This window comes from Chlamydia gallinacea 08-1274/3, assembly GCF_000471025.2.
Taxonomy (GTDB): Bacteria; Chlamydiota; Chlamydiia; order Chlamydiales; family Chlamydiaceae; genus Chlamydia; species Chlamydia gallinacea.
The window spans coordinates 1,011,253-1,037,826 of record NZ_CP015840.1 but is presented as its reverse complement, the minus strand read 5'-3'; the positions used below and the strand labels follow the sequence as shown (position 1 = coordinate 1,037,826).

Here is a 26,574-nt window from a genome sequence, read left to right as displayed (position 1 = left end):
TTTCATAATCATCTTTAGAGAAGCGAGTTTCACAGCTTTCGAAGATGTGTGTACTTTATTTCTTTGCTTCCCACAGCAGGGTTAATGGGCGTTGGTCAATGGTTTGTTCTTCGCTGAAGTACTGTAAAGGTCCTGGAAAGCGATAATGGTCTTCCATGAGATGCGCGTCCCCGTGGTTTAATAAGTGTTGTACAGCGGGAGCATTAGGATTTACAAAATTCGCTTTGATTACGGGGGTTGGTGTCCCACAGCGATCTTCAAGCTGCATCATTTTATATAAAGGAATACCTCCGCCGACCCAGTTGCTATAGGGTTGGGCTAGGTTATTGATTGTGATCATGTACCCTGTTTTTTTCCGTACAAGGAAAAGAGCAGACATGATGCCTAGAGCGATTCCATAATTAGAATCAAAGTTCGAAGGAAATCCTGCTCGGGATTCATATCCAAAGAAGTGATTTACAGTTTGAAAGTCCATATTGGGTTCAATTTTATGGATTTCTCTTTTTATTAATACGGCAAGGAGTTCTTCAGTAGCAATTTTCGATACGCGGACATTACCATAAGAATCCCTAGCAATTAGCAATTGTTGGGCAATTTCTGTGGGAAAGGAAGAGAAAGTTTTTAGAGATTCAGGGGAAAGATATTGATCGATATTTTCTAAAGTCAGATTGTTTTCTAAAAGGAGAATATTGAGTTCTTGAATGAGTTTTTTTGTGTCCGTAATATGTTCAATTAACCCCTCAGGGATGAGGATAGTACTATAATTTTTCCCCGATCGGTATCGATTGACTAAGCCGATAGCCATATGCTTGCATAGATTTTGCAGGGATATCTTGCGCATGGCAATATGTTCACTTATGAGGGTAATATTAGGTAGAGTTTGTAAGCCGCATTCTAAAGTTGTATGGGAAGATTGTTTTCCCATAAGCCTAACAAAGTGGTGGTATTTCTTAATAGATAGGGTATCCTTTTCTAAATTGCCGATCATTTCTGTATACGTACGACATGAGGAGTGGAAACCTAAGGGAATTTCTACCCAGGAGTTTTTAAGATCACCGTCGATAGTTTTGGGTACCCCAATAATAGGAATATGGCAATTATGTTGTAGGAAGTATTCGGCGAGCATGGCTGTATCGGTATTAGAATCATTACCTCCAATAATGAGTAGACCATCTAAGTGAAGTTTTTTTGCATTTGCTAGGATAGTACTTTTCTGCTCTTTCGTTTTGATTTTTTCTTGGCTTGAAGAGAGCATATCAAATCCCCCGACATTGTAATAATCGTAAATCACAGAAATATCGAGATCTTTATATAACCCCCGGGTAAGTCCTAAAGGACCTTGAATAAAACCAAAAAGTTTCGTTTTTGGATTAAAGGCGCGTAATCCTTCAAAAAGTCCAATAACAACATTATGTCCTCCAGGGGCTTGGCCTCCAGAGAGTAAGACACCGATTTGTAGAGCTGGAGAAGATACAGACTCTCTTTTCTTGATACAAACTTCAGGGATAGCACATAGGTGAGGCAGGTGTTCTTGAAGCCCAGAGGGGATTTGTAGAGTTTCTTCAGACTCACAAATATGTAAGGAGGTAATTTCCTTTAAAAAATTTAAGGTTTCGGGACGATAATGTAATCGCTGTAACTCGAAATAGCTTTTATTGACAGAGAGGAGTTCCATAGAGCCTATCTAAGGGAGAAGTTGTTGTTTTAACCATTCTACAAGTTCCATAATTATGGGACCAGAGTGGGGGAAAGTATGGTTGACTTGGGGATACGAGCGGATATCACATGGATGAGACGCCTGATGCATAGCTTCTTTGAATATTTTTTGATGATGAGGGGAAACAATTGTATCTTCCATTCCCTGCATATGTAGTAGAGGAAGAGATAGGGGGAATGCGGAGATTTCTTTTGTGATGTCTATTTCAATAAATTGTGTGCAGAAGATCTTACTTATAGGTAAGCCGGCGTAGAGAATATCTTCTGAAGATGAAGAATGTGTGAATAGATTGTTGTTAGAGGCGTTCATAGCTTCTTGTAGCCATAAACGCCCTTGAATTGTCGGTGCCCAAACAGCAAGGCTGTGGATAGAGGAAATATAGGGTGCTGAGAGTAAAGCCAATGTTCCTCCTAGAGAGGAACCGAAAATAGAGATTTTATTGATATCAATATTATTCAGACTATGACTGTAGGCAATAATATCTTTAACACTGGTAAGATAATCATAAAACGAAAAGTCTGTCAGAGAACCTTCAGCGTCTCCATGTCCGGGAAGATCCACACGCAAGGCTGCAATCCCGCATAATGAAAGTTTTTCTGCAAGTTCGACATGAGAACGATGAGATCCGACTTTATTAGAAGCTAATCCATGAAGGATAATGACTAGAGGATAAGGGGAGGCAGTATGTCTAGGAGTATGAAGAATTCCAAAAGTAGATACTGTGTTGAGGACATAAAGTTGTATACTTTGTCGTTGTTCATGCGTTGGGCAGGTCGTGCTCATGAAAATATGTTTCTCCTAAATTTGTTTCTTGTCTCTGAATGACTTTCACTTTTGTGTTGTACACGAGGTCCCGATTTTTAGATGAGAGCTTTTAGAGATCGAGGGAAAAATTAATAATTACAGTCAGGAATTTCCATACATATCGAACACTTTTTTTGCCATTCACTATGATTCAGTAATAACGTCAGGGGAGGGAAGTGGTCTGCATGTGTTTCTGGGGGAGTATGAATTTGTAATGGCCCTAGAAAACGGTAGGAATCTTCAAGAGCCCAGATTTTTCTGTAAAGTTTGAATTTACGGAATGCAGGGCTTCCAATATCGATTAAGCGTTTTTTGATTCGTGGCTGTAGGGTACCATCGGGTTTTTTTTGCATTGTGAACATTTTCACAATAGGGATGGCACGTAACCGCCATTTATCTACAATGTTGATAAGTGATTCTATAGCAGCAAGATATCCATTACAGCGATTATACACTAAGACTCCTGCCCCAAATCCTAGGGCATAACTATAGGTATTGTCAAATTTGGTTGGTACACAGGATCGTCCTTCATAGCCTAAAAAATGAGAAATTGCATTGAAAGGAACGTTTTTAAAATGTTTTTGCAAGTGATTGGAGATCAGATGAATCAAGAGTTTATCTACATGAATTTTCGATACGTAAACATTTCCATGGGCATCACGATCATGAAGTAATTGGTGAACAATTTCTTGAGGGAAGCTATTGAGTAACAGCTGAGATTCTTTTGATAATTGAGAAAATTTGTCTTTCCCTTCGGGAATATTTTCGATTTCTTTTACTAGATTATTGATTTCTGGAATGAATTCAATGACTCCTTCAGGAATGAGAACAACACCATAGTATTTCCCCATAGCGGCTCTATCAGCAATGATGGAGCACATTTTATGAATGATCGTTTTTAAAGGGATATTCTTTTCAGCAATTTCCTCACTGATTAGGGTGATATTGGGATGTGTTTGTAGCGTGCATTCTAAGGCGATATGTGATGCGGATCTTCCCATGAGTTTAATGAAGTGGTAATGGGCTTTGCCTGATAGAGCATCTCGAGAAATATTACTGATAATGGACGAGTAAAATTTTGTTGCTGAGTCAAATCCAAAAGTGACGTCTAAGAAGAGATGTTGCAGATCACCATCAATAGTTTTAGGCACACCCACAATACAGGTTTTGGGATATTGCTGAGAAAAGTACTCTGCAAGAATTGCAGTTGCTGTATTTGATCCATCACCACCGATGATGACGAGACCATCAAGATTTAAGTTTTTTACAGTTGCAAGAACAGCAGATTTATTTTCTTCAGTAATGATATTTGTTCTTCCTGTTCCTATGCAGTGGAATCCTCCGGAATTTCTGAAGGCTTCCATGAATTTCTCGTTGATTTCTATGGTATGGTTTTGGATTAACCCTTGGCCGTCATTAATAAATCCGATTAAAGAGCTGTCGGGATGGATTTTTTTCAGGCTATGCAGCAATCCCCAAATAACATTGTGTCCTCCAGGAGCAGGCCCTCCAGAAAGCATAACTCCTACTTTGATAGGTTTCGGAGAGGGAGGTTCTCCTGAAATAAATTTCAAGTAGGGCGTATTATAGGTATGAGGAAATAGTTGAGCTACTTTAGGATCGAATTGTGAAGAAAATCGGGAATCCTGAGCAGGGAGTAGCGCAGGGAATTTTTGTAACTCTCTAGGTAGGGGAGGTGGGTTGGGAATAACTATGCTGTCAAGGTTGCCAGGATCTAGTTGCATAGGCTCGAGGGGTCAAGTTCTTGTTTTATCATTTCTCCATGTTTTTCTTTTTTTGATAAAGAAAATATTTTAAGAAAACATGTGTGTATTAAATGAGTCCGATGAGTTTCCACCATAAACTACCCAAACCTATCCAAGTGATGATGTTAAAGACGCTCAGTATAAAACCGGATTTCCACCATTCCTTAATGGTAACAAGTTTGGAACCAAAGTAAAGGGGGGCAGGTCCGGAGCCATAGTGAGTAAGACCTCCAAACAAATTACTAGAAAAGGCAAGGGATAAAACAGCAAAAATAGGGTTTGTTCCTAAAGAAATTGCCACGGCAAGAAACACGGGATACATGGCGCCAATATGTGCTGTATTGCTGGCAAATAGGTAATGGGAATAAAAATAAATCAGGAATAAAATAGGGAAACCCATTTTCCAAGATAATCCTGCTACAGCAGTTGCGGCAGACGTTCCAATGAGGGGGATAAATCCTAGCTTATTGAGTAGTGAAGCCATCATAATGAGTGCTCCGAACCAGATAAACGTTTCCCAGGCAGTTGTATTCGCAATAACATCTTTCTGCCAATCTAAGATATTGGTAAGAATGAGTAAGGATAGTCCAATAAGAGCTGCTGTTGTTGCCGATATTCTTAAAAAATCCCCAAAGGTCCATAGAATGACAAGTAGGCTAAAAATCATAAGAATGATTTTTTCACTTTGTTTTAGGGGACCCATTTCTTTTAAACGTAGTTTTGCCGTACGAATGGCTTCCTCACAAGAACTAATTGTTGGGGGATAGAGCCTGTATAAAATAATAGGCATAAAGATAAGGCTGAGTAATCCTGGAAGAATAGCTGCTTTTGCCCATATCGACCATGTGAGAGTCACATGAATATGGCTAGCAAGGGAAGCAATTAGAGGATTCCCTGCCATAGCAGTAAGAAACATAGCACTCGTAATCACGGAACTTTGGTAGGCTACTTTAATGAGAAAGGATCCAATGAGGCTTTCTGTACCTTTTTCTGCTGTGCTTCCGAAAGATTCAGATAGTGCCATAACCACGGGGTACAGAATCCCTCCAGAACGTGCTGTGACACTAGGAATCGCAGGAGCTAATAAACAGTCCGTGATGACTAAGCCATAACTAAGCCCTAAAGGATTTTTTCCCAATACGCTGACGAAGAAATAAGCAACGCGTTCTCCTAATCCTGTTTTGATGATTCCTTTGGCTATGGAAAAGGAAAGGAAAACGAGCCAGGCTATAGGATCATGAAATCCCGATAATCCCTGTTCTAGTGTGAGTGTTTGTGTTAGAAGGAGCGTAGAAATGCCAATAATGACAATTGCCCCCATAGGAACAGGCTGTAAGATAATGCCAAGAATGGTTGTTGTAAATACGGCGAAGAGATGCCAGGCATTGGAGTTAATGGTTCCCGGATGAGGGCAAAACCATATGCCTAAAAGGACTAAAGTGAGGAATAAAAGAGATAGAAAACGTTTATGTTTGTTCACTGGACACCTGTGGGGGTTTAGGGAAGTCTTCTAACCATTTTTCCATTTCTTCTAGAGTATCATTGATAAGTTCTGGAGAGGATAATAGCTCTTGCATACAGGAGTCAATGGTTTCTTCCTGTATAACGTTCGTCACATCTTCCATACTTATAAACGTTTCATCTATGAGTCCTGCTTGAAAAGCTTTGCTAATAGGATAAAAGAGTTCCCCAGGATATAAAGCACATATTGCAGCTATTAAACTGTCCCAGGCAAAGGACGGATTTTTTTCTAATCTATAGTTTAACAATTCTCCAAAGTAATGAATCGTTGTCTCTCTTGAGATTTTTTGAGCTCCTACAAGGTGAACTAGGCTTGAGATTCCTGCTGCTTTTACATAGGGATTAATTCCTGGGGATTCGATAAGGTTTTTGATTAGAGACTCATCCTCACATACACTAGCAAGAATTCGCGATAAGTCTTCAGTAAGCACATCACCTGCAATGGCGTGGGGAGTATCATCAGTAAAGGAAAATAGCTTAATAATGAGAGGCAAAGCACGGCTTTCTCGAAATTGAGCTAATAGGTACATAGCATAGAGATGACCTTGATAACTACCGTCATTAATTAGTTCGGGAATACGCTCACTAGCTTCTTCAAGAATGTGTAATAAATAGGGAGTGATTTGTTTGTGCTTCACAATGGCCGCTTCAATAGCTTCTCTAGGAAGAATTCCTTCATCATAAGCAAGGTCTTCCAAGATATGAGAAATTTCCATCATGAATGGTGCTCCATGGCAACGGCTGTTATTTTGAGTCGTAGCACGCTCTATTTCTTCTGTCAACGATTTAACATCGCGATTGATATATTCCGTGTTTCGATGTGTTTCGAAGACAAGATATTAAATTTAGCGTAAACTGCGTATCGCTTAGTTGTATTCTTAGCATAATGCGAGGAATCTACTGCTAGTATACCTACCGCTTACAATACTACAAAGAACTTTAGGTATTAAAGTGTTTCTCTTGGGGATTTCTTTTATACTAGCACGTGGCTTGTTGCTAAATTTTCCTGGAAGTCCATAGTGTATTCTAGAGAGAATCTTGGGATCGCATCTAATAGTTCTTGAGTTTTTTTATGTTCGGGGGTTTGAAAGATTTTTTTTGTAGGAGCATATTCTACAAGCATTCCCTGGTGCATCACAGCAATGGTATCAGCTAAGTAATACGTAGCGGACATATCATGGGTAATAAAGAGTAGGGTGCTTTTACACTCTTGTTTTATTGTTTGAAATCGCTCTAGAATGAGTGAGCGGTTGAGGGTGTCTAGGGCAGACAAGGGTTCGTCACAAATGAGAAGATTAGGTTCACAGATTAATGCCTTAGCAATAGCGACACATTGCTTTTGACCTCCACTGAGTTGATGCGGCTTTAGGGGGAGGAGAGATCGGGGAAGATGCACTAAATCGAGTACTTGATAGAGCCTTTCTTTTGATCGGATTCCTAGGATATTGAGGGGTTCGAGAATCAGTTCTTCTACACACATGGTGGGGTTTAAACTAGAGGAAATGTCTTGCCAGACCATTTGCACAATCTTAGCTTTTGGCATTTTGGGATGGACATGGAAGGTGATCGTACCTGTATTAGGTTTCAGTAATCCTAAAATTGTTAAGGCTAATGATGATTTTCCTGATCCACTGGATCCTACAATAGCTAAGCATTCTCCCTTATTTAACTGAAGACAAATGTCTTTAAGAAGGACGTGTTTTCTCATGGTTAGGGAGAGATGTTCAATAGTTACTAAATGTGTCATAGGTTCGATGTGATTCCGGTGGTTAAGGATAGGACTTTTTCTTTCAAGATTGGGGATGAGGTAGCTGTTATAGGGATTTTCGCTATAGAATGGAGAAGGCGTTGGGTATAGGGATGTTGGGGTGAGGAAAAGACTTCATCTACACTTCCTGTTTCTATGAGTTGGCCATTTTTAATAATGGCCACATCATCACAAAGTTCTGTAACGAGAGCTAGATTATGTGTGACGAGTAGCATGGTGGTATTTTTTTCTTTATTTACTTTATGCAATATGCGTAATACTTGCGCTTGAGATATAGAGTCTAGAGCTGTTGTAGGTTCATCAGCAAGAATCAATTGTGGAGAACTTGCTAGGGCAATGGCAATGACAATCCGTTGTCGCATGCCTCCACTTAGTTGGAATGGATAGAGATATAAGCATTGTTTCGGGTGGGAAATGTGTACGTTAGCTAGGAGATCCAGGGCTTTGTCATATGCTTCCTGACGTGTAATTTTCTCGTGATAGAGTAGAGTTTCAATAATTTGTTCTCCAATTTGCATAGAAGGAGTGAGTGCTCCCATAGCATTTTGTAGTATAACGGCAATCTTTTTCCCACGGATTTTTTGCCTATCCTTGTGAGACAATGTGATGAGATCTTGTTTTTCAAAAAAGATATTTCCCTGAGTTATAGTACAAGTATCAGGAAGAAATCCTAAAATAGCTTTAATCAGAGTCGTTTTTCCTGAGCCATTTTCTCCAACCAAAGCTAAACTACGTTGTTGTTGAATTTTTAATGATAAGGAGTGAATCAGCTTGCGGCAGGGATGCTTTGACATGATGGTTAATTTATTAATGTGTAGTAGGGAATTAGGCATGGGAATTTTCCTCAATAAACAGGGCCTTGGCTCCCTCTCCAATCAAGTTAAAGCTTATGGAAAGGGCGATCATAAAAGCTGAAGGAATGAAAAATAACCAGGGATAGTAGTCAATAGCGCTGATTCCTTCCTTTACTAGAGTTCCTAGACTTGCTTGGGGAGGTTGGATGCCTAGCCCTAAAAAACTGATAAAGGCTTCGGTATAGATAGCTCCGGGGATAGTGAAAATTAATGTGGAAATTATAGGGGCAAAGGTATTAGGAAGCAGGTGGTTTTTCAGAATGTGCCATGTCGAGGCATTCATTGCTTTTGCAGATAAGACGAATTCTTTATTTTCTAAGAGTAAGAACTGTCCATAAATAATTTTTGCTATAGGGATCCATCCGGTTAGGGTCATAGCTAAGATCAAGGGAAAGAATCCGTGATTAAAGATCACTAGTAGAAGAATAATTACAGGAATTTTCGGAATCGAAAATAGAATTTCTGTAATGCGCATCATGAGAAAAGCCATTTTTTTTCCTGTAGCTAGGGCAAGAGTTGACCATAGGAGGCCTATGCAGACGTCAATGCATGTCGCCGTAATGGCAATGAGTAGGGATAAACGTAATCCTTGAATTGTTCTCGCTAACATACAGCGACCTAACGCATCTGTCCCAAAAGGGAAAAGTTTTGTAGGAGGAGTGAGAGTATGTTCTAGAGATGTTTTTTCGTAATTTGGGTAGAGCCAGGGTAGAAGAGTAGCACTGAGGATTAGGACTCCCAGTAGGGAGGCGCCTAGTAGGAACATGGAGTTGTTTTTTCTACGTTTCTTTAAGAAGAATGAGTTAGAAGGAATATCCATGGATTGTTTTTCTGTATCTGAGTTTTATTGTTATACTTGTGGGTTTTCTTGGGTAGGTTTTCTTTTTCTCTCTATTTTCTTATAGGTATGGCGGAGTTGAGGATCGATCATTGCTTGTAAAAGATCAAATAGTAGAGAAGATAGCATAAAAAAAGCTCCATAAAACACAGAAAGTCCTAAAGTTACAGGATAATCACGTTGTTTTATACTACAGACAAACCATTTACCTAGCCCAGGGATACAGAAGATATTTTCTATAGCAAATGTCCCTGTCATTACTGTAGTCACAAGAAAAGCAGCGTAAGAGATTGTAGGAAAGATAGCATAGGGAAGGATATGTTTTAGAATCACCTCTATAGAAGGTAAACCTTTAGCGTAGGCAAGCAAAGCGTAGTCCTTATTCAATACGGAAGATACGGAAGAACAGGTTAATTGCGTAATAAATGCCATGGGAGGAATTGCCAAAGCGAGTGAGGGGAGAATGGTATGGCTAAAACTTCCCCAGCAAGCTATGGGGAGAATCGGAATTTTTACAGCAAATAGATATTGTAACAGAGTGGCTAATACAAAAGTAGGCACTGATATTTGGAAGATTGAGGAGAGAAGGATGTAATGGCCTTGTTTTTTTTTTCGCATAGCGGCTAGGGTTCCTAAGAAAATACCTCCAAAAATGGATAGCACGAGACTTTCAATTCCTAGGATTGCCGATGCAGGGAAAGCTGTAGTAATGATACTGATCACACTACGGTCTTTATAAACTAAAGAGTTACCAAAATTTAGAGTGACTAAAGATTTTAGATAGTAAAGATATTGTTGGTATAGGGGTTGATTTAATCCGTATTGCGTTTTTAGGATGTGAAGAGTTTCTTGTGATAGAGCATTACTATTTTCATCATTAAAAGGATCCCCTGGGATGGACTTCATCACTAAAAATGTGAGGGTAAGGATTACCCACAGAGAAAGTAAATTAAATAATAGACGCTTACTTATGTAACGGAGCATAGCTTACCCTAGTGCTTTGATATGGCACGTATTCCCCAACAAAGAACCTTTATATTTTGCATAGTATATTCTTGTTGCCCCCTAGCTTCAATAGAAAATCATTCATGGATTTTTCATGAGGAATTATACCTACTTTTTTAAGTTTAAGTCACCAGATGATGTAAAGTAAATAATAAGGAGAAATTTTAAAAATTATTTTGTGATTACTAATTCTTTAATGTCCACATGTCCTAAAGGAGAGCAGTATGCTTGATGGATTTTGGGATTTGCTGCGTATACGTATTCAAAATGATATAAAGGAATTAGAGGTAGGTCTTCTTTAATGAGATTTTCTGCAGTATACTGATCGTTTTCGTTAGGGTGGGAGTGCAGTCGATTTACGATAGTGTTGTACTGTGGGTTTTCCCAGTGAGTGAGTGATGTTGTGGATACACTGGGCGTGGGGTTGCCAAGAATCGCCAAGAAAGAGGAGGGGCGGGGGTAGTTGGCAACCCACTTCCCCGTAGCAAGAGAGAAGTCTCCCCGATTGCGTTTATCTAAAAACGAGTGGTATTCCATACCTTGAATTGTAATGGAGATTCCTAGGACATGTTTAATTTGTTGTTGGATCTCTTGCACAATAGCATTTAAAGATGCAGATTCTAGGGGATAGATAATGGAGAGTTCAGAAAGTTGTTTTTGGGAAAGTTCTTGCTGAGCTTTTTTAAAATACTCTCGGGCAATACTTTCCCTCTGTTCTTGGGGCATGGCGCCTTGTATTGGTAGCGTCGATAAGGAAGGAGGAAGAAAATTTTCTGCAACTTGCCCAGAGTTAATAAACTGGAGCAAAGATGGTTTATCAATAGCATAGCTTAAGGCCTGGCGTAGGGATTTATTTTTTATCAGAGTGTTGTTGAGGTTGCAGATGAGCGCTGTAGTTCCCAATACAGGATATTTGTATAGCTTTTCTTGTGGGATACGATTTTGATCTTCTTTGGTAATAGGGGCGCTCCAAGGAGAACCCATCCAATCAATAAGTTTTTTTTGCAATAATTGCATCGCTGTATGTGTTTCAGGAACAACTTGAAAGGTAATAGTTTCTAATTGGACCGCGCTATGTTCATGGTAGCGAGAATTTTTTTTCATGATAAGTTGATTTTGTGGATGGTATGTATGAAGAACAAAGGGACCATTGGAAATATGAGGAAAAGGAGTGCCACGCGTTTTATAATAATTTCTTAAAGATATGTGTACAGGGAAAAAAAGAGGATAGGAGATGAGCTCTAGAAAATGAGGGATGGGCTGTTCTAAGGTAATCTCCAAGGTTAGATCATTAATCGCACGGATACCTAAGGCGTCGACAGGAAGTTGGTGCTTAGTAATGGCTTGAGCATTTTTAATTACTCCCATAAGAAAAACCGAGGAACCCGCTACTTCACATTGATATAGCTGTTTTATGGATTCCTCAAAATCATAAGCAGTAACAGGATCGCCATTACTCCATTGGGAAGGCTTTAAATAAAATGTATAAATAGTTTGATCATCAGAAACTGTGTAGTGTGTTGCTAGTGCCGGCTGGGGATGGTGGTTATGTTCTCTCATGAGCCCTTCATAGAGAGCTTGGGCTATAGAAATATCTTTACTTAAACAGGCGCTGCGAGGATCTAGAGACATCGGATCGTGACTAATTGCAATTGTTATCGCATTGGGGTGGAGAGAGTGTTGAGAGCATGCGAACAGCAATGGCGTAATACTAAGGAAAAGAGATGCTCGTAGGGTAAGAAGGTACAGGAAACGAGATTTTCTTTTCATAAGATGGAAACTGAGTAGTTACAATTGATGGGGTAAGAACCTTAGTAGTATACAAAGAGGTTTTCCAATCTTCAACATAAACTTAATTGCATTAATTTTATTTATTTTTATTAATTTTCTCCGGGTGGAGAGCCTTATTATTTTTATAGCTTGTTATTTTTATAGATGAATAAGTTCGTATTGCAGTTTCTTTTTTTCGTATAATTTGGATAGAAAAGTTGTTTTGCCTGTGCCTAGAATTTGATTTGAGTAGGAGGAAGGGCTGATGTTGCTAGGACTATTGTCAAGAACATGAGGAGGGCAGGCTTAGATAGGCATACTTAAGATCCACAGCTCCCGAAGCATTGTATAGAATATTTTCTATACGTAATGTTGTTAGGTAGTCATGGGTCATGTGATATATAGGTAGGATTTCTAAATTTTTTATTAGGCAGCTAGCTTCGGGGGTAAGAATGTGAGCTTGAGGATAGTAAGCAACCCCCGTTCCTGTGGCTAAGGAGAAATCGTGATTTTTACGTTTGTTTAAGAAGACATGGTAATCTAATCCTTCCAGGATAAGATCAATAGATACTATTTTCAATTGTTCTTTCAGAATTTCTGCAATGCATTGGCAGCGGAATATATTTGCTGGGTAGGTAAGTTTAAGTTTTATAGGAGATGGGTTAATAGTTTGCTTTTCAGAGAGTCTGTTCGGTTGAGATTGTCTTGTAAGGCCGTAGGCAGGCTCCTGATTGCTTTGTAGAGCATGCTGAATAATTTCTTCTCTGTTAATCGCTGAGGCAACGCGGTAACGATTATCATAATGCGATAGAAAAGGATCTTGCGTATTGATAGTTATCCAAAAAATCCCCTCCACAGGATAATAAGTATAGTGATAGGAGGAGCTGTCTTTAAGTTCTTTAGTCAGCCCTTGATGCCAGGGTTGGCCTAGCCATTGAATTTCCCCACGCTGTAATAGCAAGGATGCTGTATGGAAATCAGGAACAACGAGTAGACGAAGTGAATCAATAGCTACTTTGTCTTGATCATAGTAGTGAATATTTTTCTCTAATGCCAGAGAGTGGTTAGGGGTATGAGAAAGAAGACGGAAGGGGCCGCTGAATATATTTAGGTTATTAGGATTAAAGACAGCGAACGCTGGTGAGGATAACAGATGTAGGAGTTGGGGATTGGGAATATTTAGGGTTAATGTAATTTCTGAAGAAGAGTTTGGGTAGAAGTTTATGCCTTCAAATAGCTGATGATGTGGAGAAGATTGTTTAGCATGTTCCCAGGATTTGATAACATCATGAGCTGTGATTTTTGAACCATCACTCCAGCAGGCATTGGGTTTTAAAAAGAAGGTATAGGTAGTTGCATCAGTAGATACTCTATAGTGGCTAGCTAAAGCTAATTCTATACCAGAAGATAGAGTAGCATTTTCTCTTGTTAGTCCTTCAAATAGGAGTTTTGCTATGGAAAGATCTAAAGCGCGCTTTGCTTGATCAGGGGATAGGGAGAAAGGATCATCATAAATCGCAATCGTCAAGGCTGGTGTATTGCATGAGGATTTAGAGACACAACCTGAGTGCAGAAAGACAAAGCCAAAGAGAACAACAATCCATGGAAGAGATAGAACGTTCATGAACACTTGAGATGCAATGCGGAACATGAGCTATGCTAGGATATTTTGATAAAATATACTAGAGTTGTACTGTTTCATTGATAAAATCTACTTTTGCCTCAATGGCATAGATGAAATTTATTTGTACTTCTGCGTAGGCTGAGAAACGGTGTTGTAATGTCTTTTTCTCGGCGCCACCTTATAGCTACGGTAGGGTCTAAGTATTTTCCTCAGACGATCGCGGATGAGAAAGGGTGTCTAAAAAACTAGAAAGAATTAAGGTTGCCGCGATACTATCTGTTTTTCCTTTTCTTTGTTTACGGCTGAGTCCACAGTCGGTTTTTAGTAGGCGTTCCGCTTGTACAGAGGATAGCCGTTCATCCCAAAGGATAGTTTCTGTATATTTTTGAAGCATAGAGGCTAATTTTCGTATGTCTTCTTGTAAATAAGAGAGCTGACCTGTGTTCATAGGAATAGGGTTCCCCAAGATTACACAAGAAATTCTCTTTTCCTGTATGATCTTGTGTAAATGATTCACTGTTTCTTCTATGGTTTTCCCAGTGTTGATGAAACCTATGGGTAAGCTAATCAATAGGGGCGCAGATGCCCAAGCAAGTCCAATCCGTTTGTTGCCGTAATCAACTCCTAGAAATGTGGTGTGTTGGTGACTATGCATAGGTTGTATTCCTTGAGTGTAGGATGGCTGCTTCAATAAATCCTATGAATAGGGGATGGGGGGCAGTGAGCTTAGAAAGAAATTCGGGATGAAATTGCACGCCGATCATCCAGGGGTGGTTAGCAACTTCCACAATTTCACACAGCTTTCCGTCAGGACTATGTCCTACAATTTTTAGGCCATGTTTTTGTAGTTGTGGGATGTAGTGAGAATTCACTTCATAGCGGTGACGGTGGCGTTCTTTGATTTCGGAAGACTGATAATTTTGATAGGTTTTTGTTCCTGAAGTCAGGATGCATGGGTAGGCTCCTAGGCGCATCGTGCCTCCAGTTGCAGATAGAGAATCTTGACCATCCATGAGGCAAACCACAGGAGTTGGTGTAGATATATCCATTTCTGTAGAATTTGCATTTTCTAAATGCAGGACATGGCGCGCATACTCCACAACAAGAACTTGCATTCCTAGACAGATACCAAAATAGGGGATTCCTTGTTCTCTACACATTTGGGCTACTGCGATTTTCCCTTCCCAACCCCGGACTCCAAATCCCCCTGGAACTAGACAACCATCACATTGTTCCAAGACCTTATAAATATGGGGATTCTCGGGATCCAGAGGGAGAATTTCTGCAGAGCAGTTTAAGCTTAAAGCTGCATGGGTAATTGCTTCGAAGACAGAGCGATACGCATCTTTATGTTGTACATATTTCCCTACTAAACCAATGCGTACTTTGTTTGGGAGTGGTTGGCGTAAGCGAGAGACTAGATCTTCCCAATCCTGAAGATCTTTTTGTTGCGTATTTAGAGAAAGCTTTTCTGTAATCCATGTAGAAATTTTTTCTTTAGAGAGCATTAAAGGCATTTCGTATATTGAATGTTCAACATCAATCACATTAAATACGGCATTATGAGGAACATTACAGAAGAGACTGATTTTCTTTTTAACTTCTTCGGGTAAAGGAGATTCAGAACGACAAAGAATAGCGTCAGGAATAATGCCAATACCACGCAAACTTTGTACAGAATGTTGTGTTGGTTTTGTCTTGACTTCTCCTGCCGCCTTTAAGTAGGGGACGTAGGTCATGTGAATACTACAGCAATTTTCCGCATGGTCATAACGAAATTGGCGGATGGCTTCTAAAAAAGGTAAAGATTCTATGTCTCCTACAGTACCTCCAATTTCTACAATTAAAACATCGGGTTGACTTTCTTGGGCACACTCTAAGATAACTTCGATAATCTCATTAGTAATGTGTGGAACTACTTGGACTGTGCTTCCTAGATAGCGTCCCTCACGTTCCTTTTTAATAACTCGAGCATAGATTTGTCCTGAAGTCGCAGTGGAATACTTCGATAAATGTACTGAAGAAAAGCGGTGATAGTGACCAAGATCAAGATCCGTTTCTACACCATCATCGGTAACGTAAACCTCTCCATGTTCATAAGGATTCATGGTCCCGGGATCAACATTTAGGTAGGGATCAAGTTTTAACATAGCTACTTTAAGATTTTGTCTCTCCAGCAAGAGAGCAAGTGCAGCAGCTGTTAATCCTTTACCTAGAGAAGAAACGACTCCTCCCGTTAGAAAAATGCAATTGAATGGCATGTTAAGTATTTTTCCACCTTGTTTATGTCTTCTGGATAGTCTACTGAAGGACTTTTCGTATTCACAATACAAATGTGAATTTCTCCTCCATGTTCAAGTATACGTAGTTGCTCCAGATCCTCAGCTTGATTTAATGGCGTAGGGGCGAGTTTTATGTAGTCAAACAGAGCTTGTCTTCTAAAGGCATATACCCCCGTATGAAGATACATAGGTATTTCTTTTTTTAAACCATGAGGGATAGGACTGCGACTAAAATATAAAGCCTTTCCATTTTTATCAAAAACACATTTCACTTTATGGTTTGTTAAGATTTCTTCAGGATCTGTTGTTAGCGTTACTGGTGTTACTATAGAGATTTCAGGACAAGCATCTAGTTTGGCTATAAGAGTGTCCACAACATCGGGAGAGAGGCAGGGCTCATCCCCTTGAATATTCACGATAATTTCTGCTTCGGGTAGATGCTGAGACGTGGCCTTGGCTATGCGTTCTGTACCATTAATGCATTCGGGAGAGGTCATTACGCATTGCCCTCCAAAGCTCCATACGTGGTGGAAAATCCGCAGATCATCTGTAGCTACAATCACAGTATCTAAAAGGGTACTTCGAATTGCATTTTCGTAAACTCTTTGTATTAAAGACTTTCCTAATATAGAGGCTAGAGGTTTTCCTGGGAATCTTGTACTTTCATAGCGCGAGGGAATTACGCCAACACGTTTACCTGCAAATATTTGTTGTTTCATCGCGTATCCCTAGTCAATATTTTGTATCTTTTTGTCTCTGGTTCAAAATTATTCTCATGAATTTTATAAAACACAAGATTTTTTACATGATTTTCTTTTTTTTGTTTTATTTATAACAAAAAGTCTTGGAAGTAATATTATTAAATTAATAAACGTATTTTATTTTTTTATTTATGTTTTCAACATTAAGAAAGTTCATATTAATCACATTACTATTAGTTCATTCTGTTTATCCGACTAGACTAGTAGCTACAGAGAAAAAACAGAGCTTTTTCTCTAAGGTCAAGGGCTGGTTTTCAGAGCAAGACCAAGGAAAGATTCTAGTTTCTAAAGATAGGAATGGCTTGAAATGGAAGCGGTATGATTACACAACAAATTGTGGGTTTTCTGCTGAGTTTCCCGAATCCCCAGATCATGCAGGCCAGATTATAGAACTTCCTCAATCCGACCTTACCATACGTTATGACACTTATATAGCTGAAACGCAATCAGATAACACAGTTTATGTTGTTTCTGTTTGGGAATATCCTGAAAAGGTGGATATTAGTCGTCCCGAATTAAATCTTCAAGAAGGGTTTTCTGGTATTTTACAGGCATTGCCAGAGTCTCAAGTATTATTTATGCAAGCAAAAGAGGTACAAGGACATAAAGCGTTAGAATTTTGGATTTGTTGTGAAGACATCTATTTTCGAGGCATGTTAATTTCAGTGAATCATACACTCTATCAAGTCTTCATGGTATATAAAAATAAAAATGCTAAAGCTTTGGACAAAGAATATGACGTATTCACGAAGTCATTTAAGATTACTAAAGTAAGAGAAGCGAAAACAGCAATAGATCTAAAAAAGAAAACAGTACAACTCTAAAATGCCAAGTGAGTTGTGGGATATCTTCGAGTAATAGTGCATAGAAGGTTGGTTCTTTTCAAGACTAGTTTTCGCTACCTCTAGACTTGAAAAGAACTATCTTCACTTTTAAGTATCTTCTTTTTCCGCAAAGGAGAGAGTCTTAGGAATCTTTAGAATTCTTTGTGTGTTTTGTGTCTCTTTCTTTGTTTATCTCAGTACCTCTTTTTCTTCAGTGTAATTCTCTGCAGTTATGTTTTTTCTAAGAGAGCATTTCTATTCTGTATTCTAGGTAGGATATTTTTCCCCAAGATTCCTAAAAAGTGTGGAGTACTGCACGCAACATTTTTTTTCTTTGGCTAATACTGGGGAAGTGTAAGAGATCTGATGTTTTTAGCGTATTTAGGAACCTCTTCTCCTAGATCTGAATCTAAACTGGGTTCTTTTGTCACCCGTTTGTATATCTTGCACAGAGATCATTTTAAAGAGTATTTCCTAGAAAATCTGTTGACTACATCAGGAGTTTTATCATTCTTTGGTTGAGGTTAAATCTTTTAGACAGTAGAATGGCTCTTTGCTTTTTATGCTTGTCAAGGACAGCATTTCGGGGACTTAGCTTAGCTGGTAGAGCGTCTGATTTGCATTCAGAAGGTCAGGAGTTCGACTCTCCTAGTCTCCATAATCGCGGTTATAGCTCAGCTGGTTAGAGCGCGACACTGATAATGTCGAGGTCCCAAGTTCAAGTCTTGGTAACCGCAAGCTGTCTTCCAATTGTCGATTGTGGTTTTACATGTTGGAAGTCAAAGATCTTAGATATTCTTATTCTAATCGATTGATATTTCAAGACGCTTCTTTTACTGCTTCCCCCGGGAAAATTTCCGTTATTTTGGGTTCTTCCGGGGTGGGTAAAACGACTTTTTTTCGTTTAATTGCTAGGTTTTTATCTCCAGCAGGTGGAGAAATTTTATGGCAAGGGAAGTCGATATCTCAGAAGGATGTTGCTTATATGCAACAAAAATCTCCTTTATTGCCTTGGAGAACAATAGAAAAAAATATTTATCTCATTTCTGAATTGGGGAAACAGAAGGATTTCTCTATAGATCCAGAAAAATTCAATGAAGTTGTTGATAGCTTTCAGCTGAGAGAGTTTTTAGGGTGTTATCCTGATCAACTTTCTGAAGGACAGAAGCAGCGTGTCGCTTTAGCATGCCAGTGTATATCTTCAAAGCCCATAGTATTATTAGATGAGCCCTTCTCTTCTTTAGATGTAATAACCAAAGAACTATTATATAAGTATGTTTTATCTCTAGCTACGGAAGAAAAAAAAACCGTTATTTTGGTGACACATGATTTTAGGGATATTATTTTTTTAGGAGATGCGATTTATTTAATTAAAAACCATCGTCTTGTTCCCTTAGTCTTTGATGATTCATTACGGTCTTCGGAAAATATGCATTTGTTGATCGAACATATTCGAAAGAGCATTTTGGCATGAGCTTGGTAGGCATTTCTAGAGATATCTTTTCTCACCCATCTGTTGTTCCTCTATCATCTAAAGAACCCAGTGCTCCCGTACTGTCAACAGAAGAAAAGTTGTCTTTAGGTCAAGAAATAAGCTCTCACCATTGGAAGGGGACACCTTTGGTGGTGTTTGGCGCAATAACTCTGTTTGTTTCTCTAGTTCTTCTGTTAATTGGCGCTTTATTGTTAGGTTATCCTATTGAGGGCTTTTCATTTGTTCAGGATATTTTACTTCCCTTCCTTCTCCCAGCGATTTTAGGGATTGTAGGAGTCACAATTCCTTTATTTTTCTTTGCTTCTTTTCATCATGTGATGGCCATGGAGAAACATAAGCAATTAGCAGAAAGTAATTATAGACAAATTCTAGAGTATTGTCTGACCCAACAAAAGGAAGTGACTAAGAAAAAGATTATCGATTTTATAGAAACCCATGTTTTGCTTCCCCAGTATACACGAAGGTTTTCTTTTGTTACGTTATCTCAAACATTGGATGTTCTTTCTAGACAGCCATCCTCTCAGTACTCGGTTTATGATTCTCTGATATCTGAAAGTATTCGCGATTCCATATCAGGTATTTTTATGATGAAATATGAAAAAGATAAGCGTAAACAAAAGGAGGAAAAGGAAGAGCAATCATCAATACAACACAATGCTAATAATTCAAGGAGTCCGGGAGTTAGTATACATCCTACAATTTCTTCCCCTGTTGTATCTTCCCTATGGGTAGAATGATCAGGATAATTCCAAGGATAATGATAGGAACTAGGTAAGGAGATGTTAAGGGAATATGGAAAAAAACGGGAGAAAGTAGGATAGCTGAGCTAAAAATAAGGCAAAACCAGCGTAAATAGCGGAGACTTTCAGCGAAAGAAAGTATAGAAAGCACAGTAATAAACCAACAACACATACTGATATAATTTCTTAATGCTTCACTAAAAGCTTTTCCGTAACCAAATTTCATACATGCAATAGCTAGGAAAATAGATAAAATCTGATTGATAGGGAACGATATTCCTAGAAATGCCTGTTTACATGCTTTGCTAAAAGGAAGAACAGTACGTTCTTCCCAAAATAGAGATTCCTTATAGAATTCCGATCCAAATAGTGTTATACGGACAAGCTCAGCTTTTTTCTTAGAGAATTGAGAAAGATAAGCTAAGGTAGCTCTGAGTTCATCATAGGCAAAAACACTAGCAAGAGCTGGTTGTATAGTCAGGGTTAAACATAACCAATTTTCAGGACATAGGCGTTGTAAAAGGCTTAAAAGTAAAGTCATGATCATAGTCGTTAAAAGAGTTACTGCGACTATAATGACAATTTTGGGTCTTGTGTGCCAACGGCGCTCTCCTCCGGATAATGTCAATACAACTAAAAGGGCGTATGCTGTCATGATTGTAGGATAGATAAAGAAGGCTGGTGCATAAGAGGCTAGAGTGATTCCTAATGTCGAGGCTGTGAGATAGCGTGCTTGTAGCCAACCCAATAAGCTAAATATCAAAACAGCAGCACGACGTCCACCGGAAGAAGGATTATAAGAAGTCCCTTCAGGAAGGGTAGGTCCGACTTCTAAAGGATCAGGGCGTATCGGAGGGATACAGACAGTAGCAAAAATAGCAAAACCAAGTAAAGTATCGTTAGCAAAGACAGTAGCAGAGCAGTGTAGCAGACAGGGAAAGAGGATTTCCCAAATTCCGATAAATACTCCAAGCCATAGTACGGATCGGTGGATAAACGATAGGGACGCTAGTAGGATCAGTAACAGACCGCAGATTCTATTGGATAGAATAATGGAAGTATCGTGGTAGTTGAGAATGTGCGGAGTGCATATGAGTAATAATCCTAAAAAGGCAGGGAGAATGCTAAACTTAAAGAAGCGATAATGGAAATGCTTATAAATATTTTCTATGTTTTCTTTATCCATACGCAAAGATAAGAGGAGTTTTTCTTATCCATAGAGGGAAAAATAATAAAACTAAAAGGTTTTTATATTTTTAACATGAATCGTGTAGAAATTGCAGGAGGAGTTTTCTTATTTCCTCATCGTAAATAATGAAAAAAGACATTTCAATTTTTATTTTTTTATTTTATTTCTTATTTCTTTATGGGTAATGTAAGAAGAGAGAAAGCGTTTTGAATAAAAAAATTCTTGTTGTTGTTACCAGTGTTTTTTTTATATGTGCTTTTTGTTTAATGTTTTATAAAAAGCATACTTTGCTTCCTCCTAAGTCGCATATCCCTACCAACGTTAAGAATTTTCCTACTTTGGGAAATCCGTATGCTCCCATTAATATTACTGTATTTGAAGAGCCCTCATGTTCCGCATGTGCAGAATTTACCAGTGAAGTTTTTCCTCTTTTGAAAGAGCAGTATATAGATACTGGTAAGGTGTCTTTTACATTGATTCCTGTATGTTTCATTCGTGGATCTAAGCCTGCAGCTCAAGCTTTGCTATGTATTTATCATCATGATCCTAGTCGTCCTGATGTGAATGCCTATATGGAATATTTCCATAGGCTACTTATGTATCCTAAAGAAGAGGGTAAGCATTGGGCAACTCCTGAAGTATTAACGAAACTTGCTGAAGGGTTGAAGACTCATTCAGGAAGAGCAATTAATCCTAAAGGGTTAATGCAATGCGTAAATAATAATCAATATGATGATCAGATTAAGAAAAATAATATTTATGGATCTCAGGTATTAGGTGGGCAATTAGCAACACCCACGGCTGTTGTTGGTGATTACTTGATAGAAGATCCTACCTTTGAAGAGTTGGAGCGAGTCATTCGACAAATCTACCATTTACAGGTTGCTGAGGACGTTAATGATTAAGCTATTACGTAATTATGGTTTATATTTTTCCTGGTTAATTTGTTGCATAGGAACAATAACCAGTGTTTATTATAGTTATTTATTAAATGTAGAGCCCTGTGTTTTATGTTATTATCAAAGAATTTGTTTGTTTCCTTTGTCTATTATTTTAGGGATTGCTACGTATCGCGATGATTCTTTAGTCAAGATCTATGCTTTGCCCCTATCTCTTATAGGAATGGGGATTGCTGTTTATCAAATTTGCCTTCAAGAAATACCAGGAATGACGTTAGAAATCTGTAGCAGAGTTTCTTGTTCTACTAAGTTGTTCATTTTTGGATTTATTACTATGCCTATGGCATCTGCAATAGCATTTTGTGCAATTTCCTGCCTGCTGATTCTTTCTCAGAGCGATAGGAAATGATGTGCGTAAAGAATCTTATGCGTATTTTGAGAAGGAGGTAAATCCTTAGCTTCAAGGGGTATCTAGGTCTTTTTAATGAGATTCTTCTTAGTGAAAAGATCGACGCGCGAATTACATCTCATCATTGAGAATTTGTTTGCGAATGGTTTGCATGATCTTTTGCATATAATGCAAATTATGAATAGATGCCCAAATACCTGCGTTAGGTTCATGCACTTTGAATAAATGATGGAGATATGCCTTTGAGATATTGGAAGTGCATGTGAGGCAACTACATTCAGGGTCAATGGGTAACGGATCTTGAGCATAGGCACGGTGGCTAATTTTAATAGGTTTGGGAGAAGAGAGAATTAATCCATGGCGTGCTGCTTTCGTAGGATAAGAACTATCAAAAGAATCGATACCAAACTTCACGGTAGCTTGTATAGAGGTAAGATCTCCAATGCCTAGTAAGTGAATCGGACGATCCTTAGATAGGAAACGTGTTGTAATATCAACAATATCAATCATTTCTTTTGAGTTTCTTCCTAGGCTACCACCAATAGCAAATCCATCAAAAGCATGATCTTCAACGAATTGGCATCCAATTTTTCTTTGTTCAGGATCGGTACCTCCATGGATCACTCCATACATAGATTGATATCCAGGATTTTTCTTATGATAATCTAAAGAACGTTTTTCCCATCGATAGGTGCGAGAACATGAAGACAAGAAATAAGCTGTTTCCGTATGAAAGGGGAGGAGTTCGTCTAAAGGGATAATAATATCTGCTCCTAGGTCTTTTTGTGCTTGGATTGACACTTCGGGAGATAAGAAAAGTTTACTGCCATCACGATAGGATTTAAACCAAACGCCGTCATCAGTAATGCTTAAAATAGATGAGGTATGTTTTTTCTTCCCTTTACTTTTAATTTCTTCCTCTACAGAGCCATAAGCAAGACTGAAAATTTGGAATCCTCCGGAATCTGTAATAATCGGTGCCTGGCGATGAATGAATTTATGAAGACCTCCCATAGCAGCGATATGTTTTGTCCCTGGATGAACAAGTAAATGGTAAGTATTGCAAAATATCAAAGGAATCTGGCTATGGTCTAATACCCCTTTTAAAGCTCCATTTGTTGCTACGGGAACAAAAGCAGGGGTATCAATGACTCCATGAGCTGTTTCTATTTGGCAAACACGAGCTCGTGATTTTTTAGATTGATGAAGAATACGAAATTTTAGTGCCACGACTTTAGGAGTATGGGTTTTGAGATCTCTTAGCTTGTGTCTATATAGCTAAAAATAAAGAAATAGGGTACCTGGTATTTTCTTTGATGTAAATAGAATTTCTGGGAATAGTTTCACTATAATTATGTTTTTTATTAGGTAGGTGGAGATAATTTAAATTGCTTGGTTAGAAATTTTCCTAAGGAGACAATAGGAAGGGACAAGGTAACCACGATCATTTTCGTAATGAAGGAAAAGAGCATCACATGAGTAATATTGGCTACTAATCCATAGAGACCTAAAAGTGAAAATAGTAGGGTATCAAAAATTTGTGATAGAGTAAGGGATATAGCGGATCGTATTCCAAAGGCTTTATTTTGAAATATTTTTTTTAGATAGGTAAAGATGATCAGATCTAAAATTTGTACCAAGATTGAGGTGATTAAGGAGGCAAAGATGAGCCTTAGAGTAGGTGAAAATAAAGCAAGAAAATGCGGTTGTGAAACATCATTTATTGAAGGAGTGAGGGCTAGGTGCAGCTGGGTAATTCCTAAGAAAACTATGGAAATCATCCAAGAACCCAGCATGGCTTCATTGACTTTTGTTCTACCATAGGATTCTCTAGCATAGTTTAAGCAGGATAACATACCAATAATATATACGTCAGCAGAGGTTACTTCGAGATTACATAGAACGATTTGTTTTAATACAAATACATTCATAATTATGGATAATGTGGATAACCATGCAGTCAACCACCCCGTGCTTCTTGAAGCAAAAACAATTCCTAGAATGACAATAAGAATAGTTTGAGTAAGAAAAATAAATTCATTGCTTAACATAATGTTGCTTTCTTTTAGTTTATAAGTTTTCTCTAGGTTATTTTTTATAATTAGTCGCCAGGAGATAACAACAAAGTTATGAAATTGGCAATTTTTTCGGCTAATTTTAACAGTTTTTTAATTACTCGTAAAATTTAATCATTGTTGTTTGAAATATTAAACTATTTTCTCTAAAGAGTCGCGCTATTCAGTGGTCTCCTGGCAAAGAGCAGTATTCTTCTATAGACTCCCGGGTGCCGAAAGATTGTAAGAAACATCCTCAGATTTATATCCAGAGCTGAATAGCTACATAGATAAACGTAAACAGTTAAAAAACTAATGTGAGGAATTCTCTTGATTGCCTGAAATAGGTAAGGATTCTTGAACTTGAATACTTGAGATACTGTCGAGCTTATCTGTAAGTTCTTGTATTTTTTTGTTAGCTTCGGTTAGACGGTTTCTTAAAATTCCTGAAATTCCTTGATCTATATTGTTGATGAGAAACATTGTACCAATACTCATGAATAGAGTGCCCAATATAACAAGAACTATTGTTAGTGCGATAGTTGGTGTAGTTAACATGTTGAGACCGTTAAGGAAAAAGATTGCGGTACATATAGAAATCAAGGTAGAAAATCCGAGTACCATAACTAGGGTATCTAGAAATAGTCTATAGGTTGACCGGCGTTGAATAAAGAGCATTTCTTTTTCTGTTAGGCTTAGATATGTAGAAGAATTTGAGTTTGTAGAAAGTAATTCGGGTGCGGGATTAGTAGACATAAAACGACCTGATTTTCAATTAAAGACAGCTAGAATAAAAAAAATTTTTTAAATCGCAAGGTTATCGGTATTATTTTTTGTTTGAGTAGTGAAATACAAAGAAAGCTTGTTTTGATCTTGTGTTGATTTTGATTAGCTTAAAAGCTTAAAATGAATAACTTAGAATGAATTAGTTATATTCTCTCTATTCTTAATGCAACATAATTTACATTATCAGACCATAGAAATTTGTTGAATAGACCACATAAATCACGATGAATTCAGCAATTCATAGTCATGGATTGATTCCATCAAGTTTTTTGGGGATCTTTTAGGAAGTTGTTTTTAGTTTTTCATAAAAACAATGCCTCGAAATGAAAGAATCATTGTCAAGCCAGAGATATACGTATGTTTGCTATTGAGGTTCAATTTTTATTTTGTGAAGGTGTTACATATTCAATTTGCGGATCCTTTTGGTATTCTGAGTGAACTTGAAGGACAGAATTCCCGTTAGCTAAGAAAGAGGTATTCAAAAAGTCCTCAGCAAAGTTCTCACCGTATAGGTTTTTAGCTTCGTCAGATGAAACCGCACTCCATACTAAATAATAATACTCTTTCAAAGGAAGGATATCTTTTGAACAAAAGATATCCTCTGCAACAAAAACATAAGCAAAATTACAGGACTTTTCAGATGGATAAGAGCATACCTTAGCAGGAATAAGCTTGTAAGCAGATTCTCTTCTCCTTGCTGCAATAAAATCTTCCTCATTCATTTCTAGAACTATTGCATTGCAGCGTTGAGTTGGATTTTGCCTAAGGCTTAGGAGGCCGCGATTGTTTTCTCCATTTATGGGATGGAATTCTTTTTTCCAAAATTTTGCATCAAGATTAAAAGAACGTGTATAACCACATAGCCATACAGGAGTAGCTTTGAAATGTGTTAATGTGGAGGATGCAGAACGAGGGCTCATTAAACTTCCATAGGCAACAATAGGAATCGTGTCCCCCTGCATATGGAGATTTCTATGTATCTCTCTCCATATCTTTCGAGATTCCTTTGTATTTTTTTCTATAAATACAGAATCCTTTCTTAAAGCGAGTTTATCGATTTCATCTATAATAGCGGGATAGCTAGGAAGACAACATGATTCATCCCCATTGCGTGCAACTCGTGTTCCCCTTTTAGTTTTAGTTGTTAAATCCTGGGTGCTGGAGAAAGAACATCCTGATACAACTAAAAAAATACCCAAAGATAAAGAAAAGTAGGTAGAAAAACGCCGTTTTTTGTATTGCATGCTCTGAAAATGAATAAAGTTATGATGAATTTGCTTACAGCCTTTGCTTCTTGATGTTTTAGAGTAAGGAATCGTTGTAATCACATTCATCTCTTACGTCTCTTACACCACAACAGTGTGACCTCTTAATAATACATAACAGCAACGGGAACATTTCCTTATTAGCGTGTTAGATAGGCGTGGTGTTTGATCGTAAGATTATCCACAGAGAAAAACTTTCTTAA

At 38.1% G+C, this 26,574-nt stretch carries 24 protein-coding genes and 2 tRNA genes; 7 read left to right on the top strand and 19 right to left on the bottom strand.

The genetic code is table 11. The annotated features are described in order from the left end of the window. Positions 1–55 precede the first annotated feature (55 nt). The 14 genes from M787_RS04660 to kdsB all read right to left on the bottom strand — a co-directional run bounded on the left by M787_RS04660 (position 56) and on the right by kdsB (position 16,656). The gene (locus tag M787_RS04660; RefSeq protein ID WP_021828417.1) at positions 56–1,675 is read right to left on the bottom strand and encodes a diphosphate--fructose-6-phosphate 1-phosphotransferase; all 1,620 of its coding nucleotides are present in this window, start codon (positions 1,673–1,675) and stop codon (positions 56–58) included. Positions 1,676–1,684: 9 nt separating this feature from the next. Next, positions 1,685–2,500, bottom strand: a complete 816-nt coding sequence (locus tag M787_RS04655; RefSeq protein ID WP_021828416.1) for an alpha/beta hydrolase family protein — start codon at positions 2,498–2,500, stop codon at positions 1,685–1,687. Between the two features lie 110 nt (positions 2,501–2,610). Further along, positions 2,611–4,266, bottom strand: a complete 1,656-nt coding sequence (locus M787_RS04650) for a diphosphate--fructose-6-phosphate 1-phosphotransferase (RefSeq protein ID WP_021828415.1) — start codon at positions 4,264–4,266, stop codon at positions 2,611–2,613. An 88-nt stretch (positions 4,267–4,354) separates the two neighbouring features. Continuing rightward, complete coding sequence (locus M787_RS04645) at positions 4,355–5,767, bottom strand: anion permease (RefSeq protein WP_021828414.1); 1,413 nt, start codon at positions 5,765–5,767, stop codon at positions 4,355–4,357. After that, positions 5,754–6,524, bottom strand: a complete 771-nt coding sequence (locus tag M787_RS04640) for a DUF1186 domain-containing protein (RefSeq protein ID WP_021828413.1) — start codon at positions 6,522–6,524, stop codon at positions 5,754–5,756. The genes M787_RS04645 and M787_RS04640 overlap by 14 nt, the downstream gene beginning before the upstream one ends. Before the next feature lie 257 nt (positions 6,525–6,781). Then, positions 6,782–7,555 (bottom strand): ABC transporter ATP-binding protein, encoded by a 774-nt coding sequence (locus M787_RS04635; protein WP_021828412.1) that lies wholly within the window; start codon positions 7,553–7,555, stop codon positions 6,782–6,784. After that, complete coding sequence (locus M787_RS04630; protein WP_021828411.1) at positions 7,552–8,409, bottom strand: ABC transporter ATP-binding protein; 858 nt, start codon at positions 8,407–8,409, stop codon at positions 7,552–7,554. The genes M787_RS04635 and M787_RS04630 overlap by 4 nt, the downstream gene beginning before the upstream one ends. Next, complete coding sequence (locus M787_RS04625) at positions 8,402–9,250, bottom strand: ABC transporter permease (protein ID WP_021828410.1); 849 nt, start codon at positions 9,248–9,250, stop codon at positions 8,402–8,404. The genes M787_RS04630 and M787_RS04625 overlap by 8 nt, the downstream gene beginning before the upstream one ends. A 30-nt stretch (positions 9,251–9,280) precedes the next feature. Next, positions 9,281–10,252, bottom strand: a complete 972-nt coding sequence (locus tag M787_RS04620) for an ABC transporter permease (RefSeq protein ID WP_021828409.1) — start codon at positions 10,250–10,252, stop codon at positions 9,281–9,283. A gap of 192 nt (positions 10,253–10,444) precedes the next feature. Then, positions 10,445–12,043 carry a peptide ABC transporter substrate-binding protein gene (locus M787_RS04615; protein ID WP_034734431.1) on the bottom strand — a complete coding sequence of 533 codons (1,599 nt, stop codon included), beginning with the start codon at positions 12,041–12,043 and terminating at the stop codon, positions 10,445–10,447. Between the two features lie 283 nt (positions 12,044–12,326). Then, on the bottom strand, positions 12,327–13,694 hold the full coding sequence (locus M787_RS04610) for an ABC transporter substrate-binding protein (protein ID WP_021828407.1): 1,368 nt from the start codon (positions 13,692–13,694) through the stop codon (positions 12,327–12,329). Positions 13,695–13,863: 169 nt separating this feature from the next. Then, positions 13,864–14,322 carry a Holliday junction resolvase RuvX gene (ruvX, locus tag M787_RS04605; protein ID WP_021828406.1) on the bottom strand — a complete coding sequence of 153 codons (459 nt, stop codon included), beginning with the start codon at positions 14,320–14,322 and terminating at the stop codon, positions 13,864–13,866. Further along, positions 14,315–15,928, bottom strand: a complete 1,614-nt coding sequence (locus tag M787_RS04600; RefSeq protein ID WP_021828405.1) for a CTP synthase — start codon at positions 15,926–15,928, stop codon at positions 14,315–14,317. Before M787_RS04600 ends, ruvX begins: the two co-directional genes overlap by 8 nt. Further along, positions 15,904–16,656, bottom strand: coding sequence for a 3-deoxy-manno-octulosonate cytidylyltransferase (gene kdsB, locus M787_RS04595; RefSeq protein ID WP_420795483.1), 753 nt, complete (start codon positions 16,654–16,656; stop codon positions 15,904–15,906). Before kdsB ends, M787_RS04600 begins: the two co-directional genes overlap by 25 nt. A gap of 185 nt (positions 16,657–16,841) precedes the next feature. Between kdsB and M787_RS04590 the strand changes: the two genes are divergently transcribed. The 5 genes from M787_RS04590 to M787_RS04570 all read left to right on the top strand — a co-directional run bounded on the left by M787_RS04590 (position 16,842) and on the right by M787_RS04570 (position 19,766). Beyond that, complete coding sequence (locus tag M787_RS04590) at positions 16,842–17,534, top strand: hypothetical protein (RefSeq protein WP_021828403.1); 693 nt, start codon at positions 16,842–16,844, stop codon at positions 17,532–17,534. 585 nt (positions 17,535–18,119) lie between these two features. Beyond that, positions 18,120–18,192 (top strand) — tRNA-Ala (locus M787_RS04585). A 5-nt stretch (positions 18,193–18,197) separates the two neighbouring features. Next, a tRNA-Ile gene (locus M787_RS04580) sits at positions 18,198–18,271 on the top strand. Positions 18,272–18,303: 32 nt separating this feature from the next. Beyond that, positions 18,304–19,008: an ABC transporter ATP-binding protein gene (locus tag M787_RS04575; RefSeq protein WP_021828401.1), complete on the top strand. Its 705-nt coding sequence runs from the start codon at positions 18,304–18,306 to the stop codon at positions 19,006–19,008. Next, a complete protein-coding gene (locus M787_RS04570) occupies positions 19,005–19,766 on the top strand; it encodes a hypothetical protein (protein WP_021828400.1) in 762 nt (253 codons plus the stop codon). The genes M787_RS04575 and M787_RS04570 overlap by 4 nt, the downstream gene beginning before the upstream one ends. On the opposite strand, the gene M787_RS04565 is transcribed toward M787_RS04570, so the two are convergent. Then, a complete protein-coding gene (locus M787_RS04565) occupies positions 19,723–20,955 on the bottom strand; it encodes an SPW repeat domain-containing protein (protein ID WP_021828399.1) in 1,233 nt (410 codons plus the stop codon). The two genes, M787_RS04570 and M787_RS04565, sit on opposite strands and share 44 nt — an antisense overlap. Before the next feature lie 269 nt (positions 20,956–21,224). Here M787_RS04565 and M787_RS04560 point away from each other — a divergent pair, with 269 nt between their 5' ends. Then, a complete protein-coding gene (locus M787_RS04560) occupies positions 21,225–21,863 on the top strand; it encodes a thioredoxin domain-containing protein (protein ID WP_179945618.1) in 639 nt (212 codons plus the stop codon). Further along, positions 21,856–22,266, top strand: coding sequence for a disulfide formation protein (locus M787_RS04555; protein WP_021828397.1), 411 nt, complete (start codon positions 21,856–21,858; stop codon positions 22,264–22,266). The genes M787_RS04560 and M787_RS04555 overlap by 8 nt, the downstream gene beginning before the upstream one ends. Before the next feature lie 111 nt (positions 22,267–22,377). Here M787_RS04555 and tgt read toward each other — a convergent pair whose 3' ends face one another. From tgt to M787_RS04535, 4 genes are all read right to left on the bottom strand, one after another. After that, entirely contained in the window at positions 22,378–23,496 is a 1,119-nt protein-coding gene (gene tgt, locus M787_RS04550; protein WP_021828396.1) for a tRNA guanosine(34) transglycosylase Tgt, read from the bottom strand. Between the two features lie 134 nt (positions 23,497–23,630). Then, the gene (locus M787_RS04545) at positions 23,631–24,317 is read right to left on the bottom strand and encodes a queuosine precursor transporter (RefSeq protein WP_021828395.1); all 687 of its coding nucleotides are present in this window, start codon (positions 24,315–24,317) and stop codon (positions 23,631–23,633) included. Positions 24,318–24,632: 315 nt separating this feature from the next. Further along, a complete protein-coding gene (locus M787_RS04540) occupies positions 24,633–25,076 on the bottom strand; it encodes a hypothetical protein (RefSeq protein WP_021828394.1) in 444 nt (147 codons plus the stop codon). Positions 25,077–25,480: 404 nt separating this feature from the next. Continuing rightward, the gene (locus M787_RS04535) at positions 25,481–26,440 is read right to left on the bottom strand and encodes a gamma-glutamylcyclotransferase family protein (protein ID WP_021828393.1); all 960 of its coding nucleotides are present in this window, start codon (positions 26,438–26,440) and stop codon (positions 25,481–25,483) included. Between the last annotated feature and the right edge of the window lie 134 nt (positions 26,441–26,574).

Coding starts and splice junctions, on each gene's coding strand:
- M787_RS04565 (WP_021828399.1), bottom strand. CDS start 20,955: ATGGATAAAGAAAACATAGAAAATATTTATAAGCATTTCCATTATCGC.
- ruvX (WP_021828406.1), bottom strand. CDS start 14,322: ATGCATAGTCACCAACACACCACATTTCTAGGAGTTGATTACGGCAAC.
- M787_RS04590 (WP_021828403.1), top strand. CDS start 16,842: ATGTTTTCAACATTAAGAAAGTTCATATTAATCACATTACTATTAGTT.
- M787_RS04545 (WP_021828395.1), bottom strand. CDS start 24,317: ATGTTAAGCAATGAATTTATTTTTCTTACTCAAACTATTCTTATTGTC.
- M787_RS04660 (WP_021828417.1), bottom strand. CDS start 1,675: ATGGAACTCCTCTCTGTCAATAAAAGCTATTTCGAGTTACAGCGATTA.
- M787_RS04535 (WP_021828393.1), bottom strand. CDS start 26,440: ATGAATGTGATTACAACGATTCCTTACTCTAAAACATCAAGAAGCAAA.
- M787_RS04625 (WP_021828410.1), bottom strand. CDS start 9,250: ATGGATATTCCTTCTAACTCATTCTTCTTAAAGAAACGTAGAAAAAAC.
- M787_RS04635 (WP_021828412.1), bottom strand. CDS start 7,555: ATGACACATTTAGTAACTATTGAACATCTCTCCCTAACCATGAGAAAA.
- M787_RS04600 (WP_021828405.1), bottom strand. CDS start 15,928: ATGCCATTCAATTGCATTTTTCTAACGGGAGGAGTCGTTTCTTCTCTA.
- M787_RS04575 (WP_021828401.1), top strand. CDS start 18,304: ATGTTGGAAGTCAAAGATCTTAGATATTCTTATTCTAATCGATTGATA.
- M787_RS04615 (WP_034734431.1), bottom strand. CDS start 12,043: ATGAAAAGAAAATCTCGTTTCCTGTACCTTCTTACCCTACGAGCATCT.
- M787_RS04570 (WP_021828400.1), top strand. CDS start 19,005: ATGAGCTTGGTAGGCATTTCTAGAGATATCTTTTCTCACCCATCTGTT.
- M787_RS04560 (WP_179945618.1), top strand. CDS start 21,225: ATGTTTTATAAAAAGCATACTTTGCTTCCTCCTAAGTCGCATATCCCT.
- M787_RS04540 (WP_021828394.1), bottom strand. CDS start 25,076: ATGTCTACTAATCCCGCACCCGAATTACTTTCTACAAACTCAAATTCT.
- M787_RS04555 (WP_021828397.1), top strand. CDS start 21,856: ATGATTAAGCTATTACGTAATTATGGTTTATATTTTTCCTGGTTAATT.
- M787_RS04610 (WP_021828407.1), bottom strand. CDS start 13,694: ATGTTCCGCATTGCATCTCAAGTGTTCATGAACGTTCTATCTCTTCCA.
- M787_RS04655 (WP_021828416.1), bottom strand. CDS start 2,500: ATGAGCACGACCTGCCCAACGCATGAACAACGACAAAGTATACAACTT.
- M787_RS04630 (WP_021828411.1), bottom strand. CDS start 8,409: ATGCCTAATTCCCTACTACACATTAATAAATTAACCATCATGTCAAAG.
- M787_RS04620 (WP_021828409.1), bottom strand. CDS start 10,252: ATGCTCCGTTACATAAGTAAGCGTCTATTATTTAATTTACTTTCTCTG.
- M787_RS04650 (WP_021828415.1), bottom strand. CDS start 4,266: ATGCAACTAGATCCTGGCAACCTTGACAGCATAGTTATTCCCAACCCA.
- M787_RS04640 (WP_021828413.1), bottom strand. CDS start 6,524: ATGGAAATTTCTCATATCTTGGAAGACCTTGCTTATGATGAAGGAATT.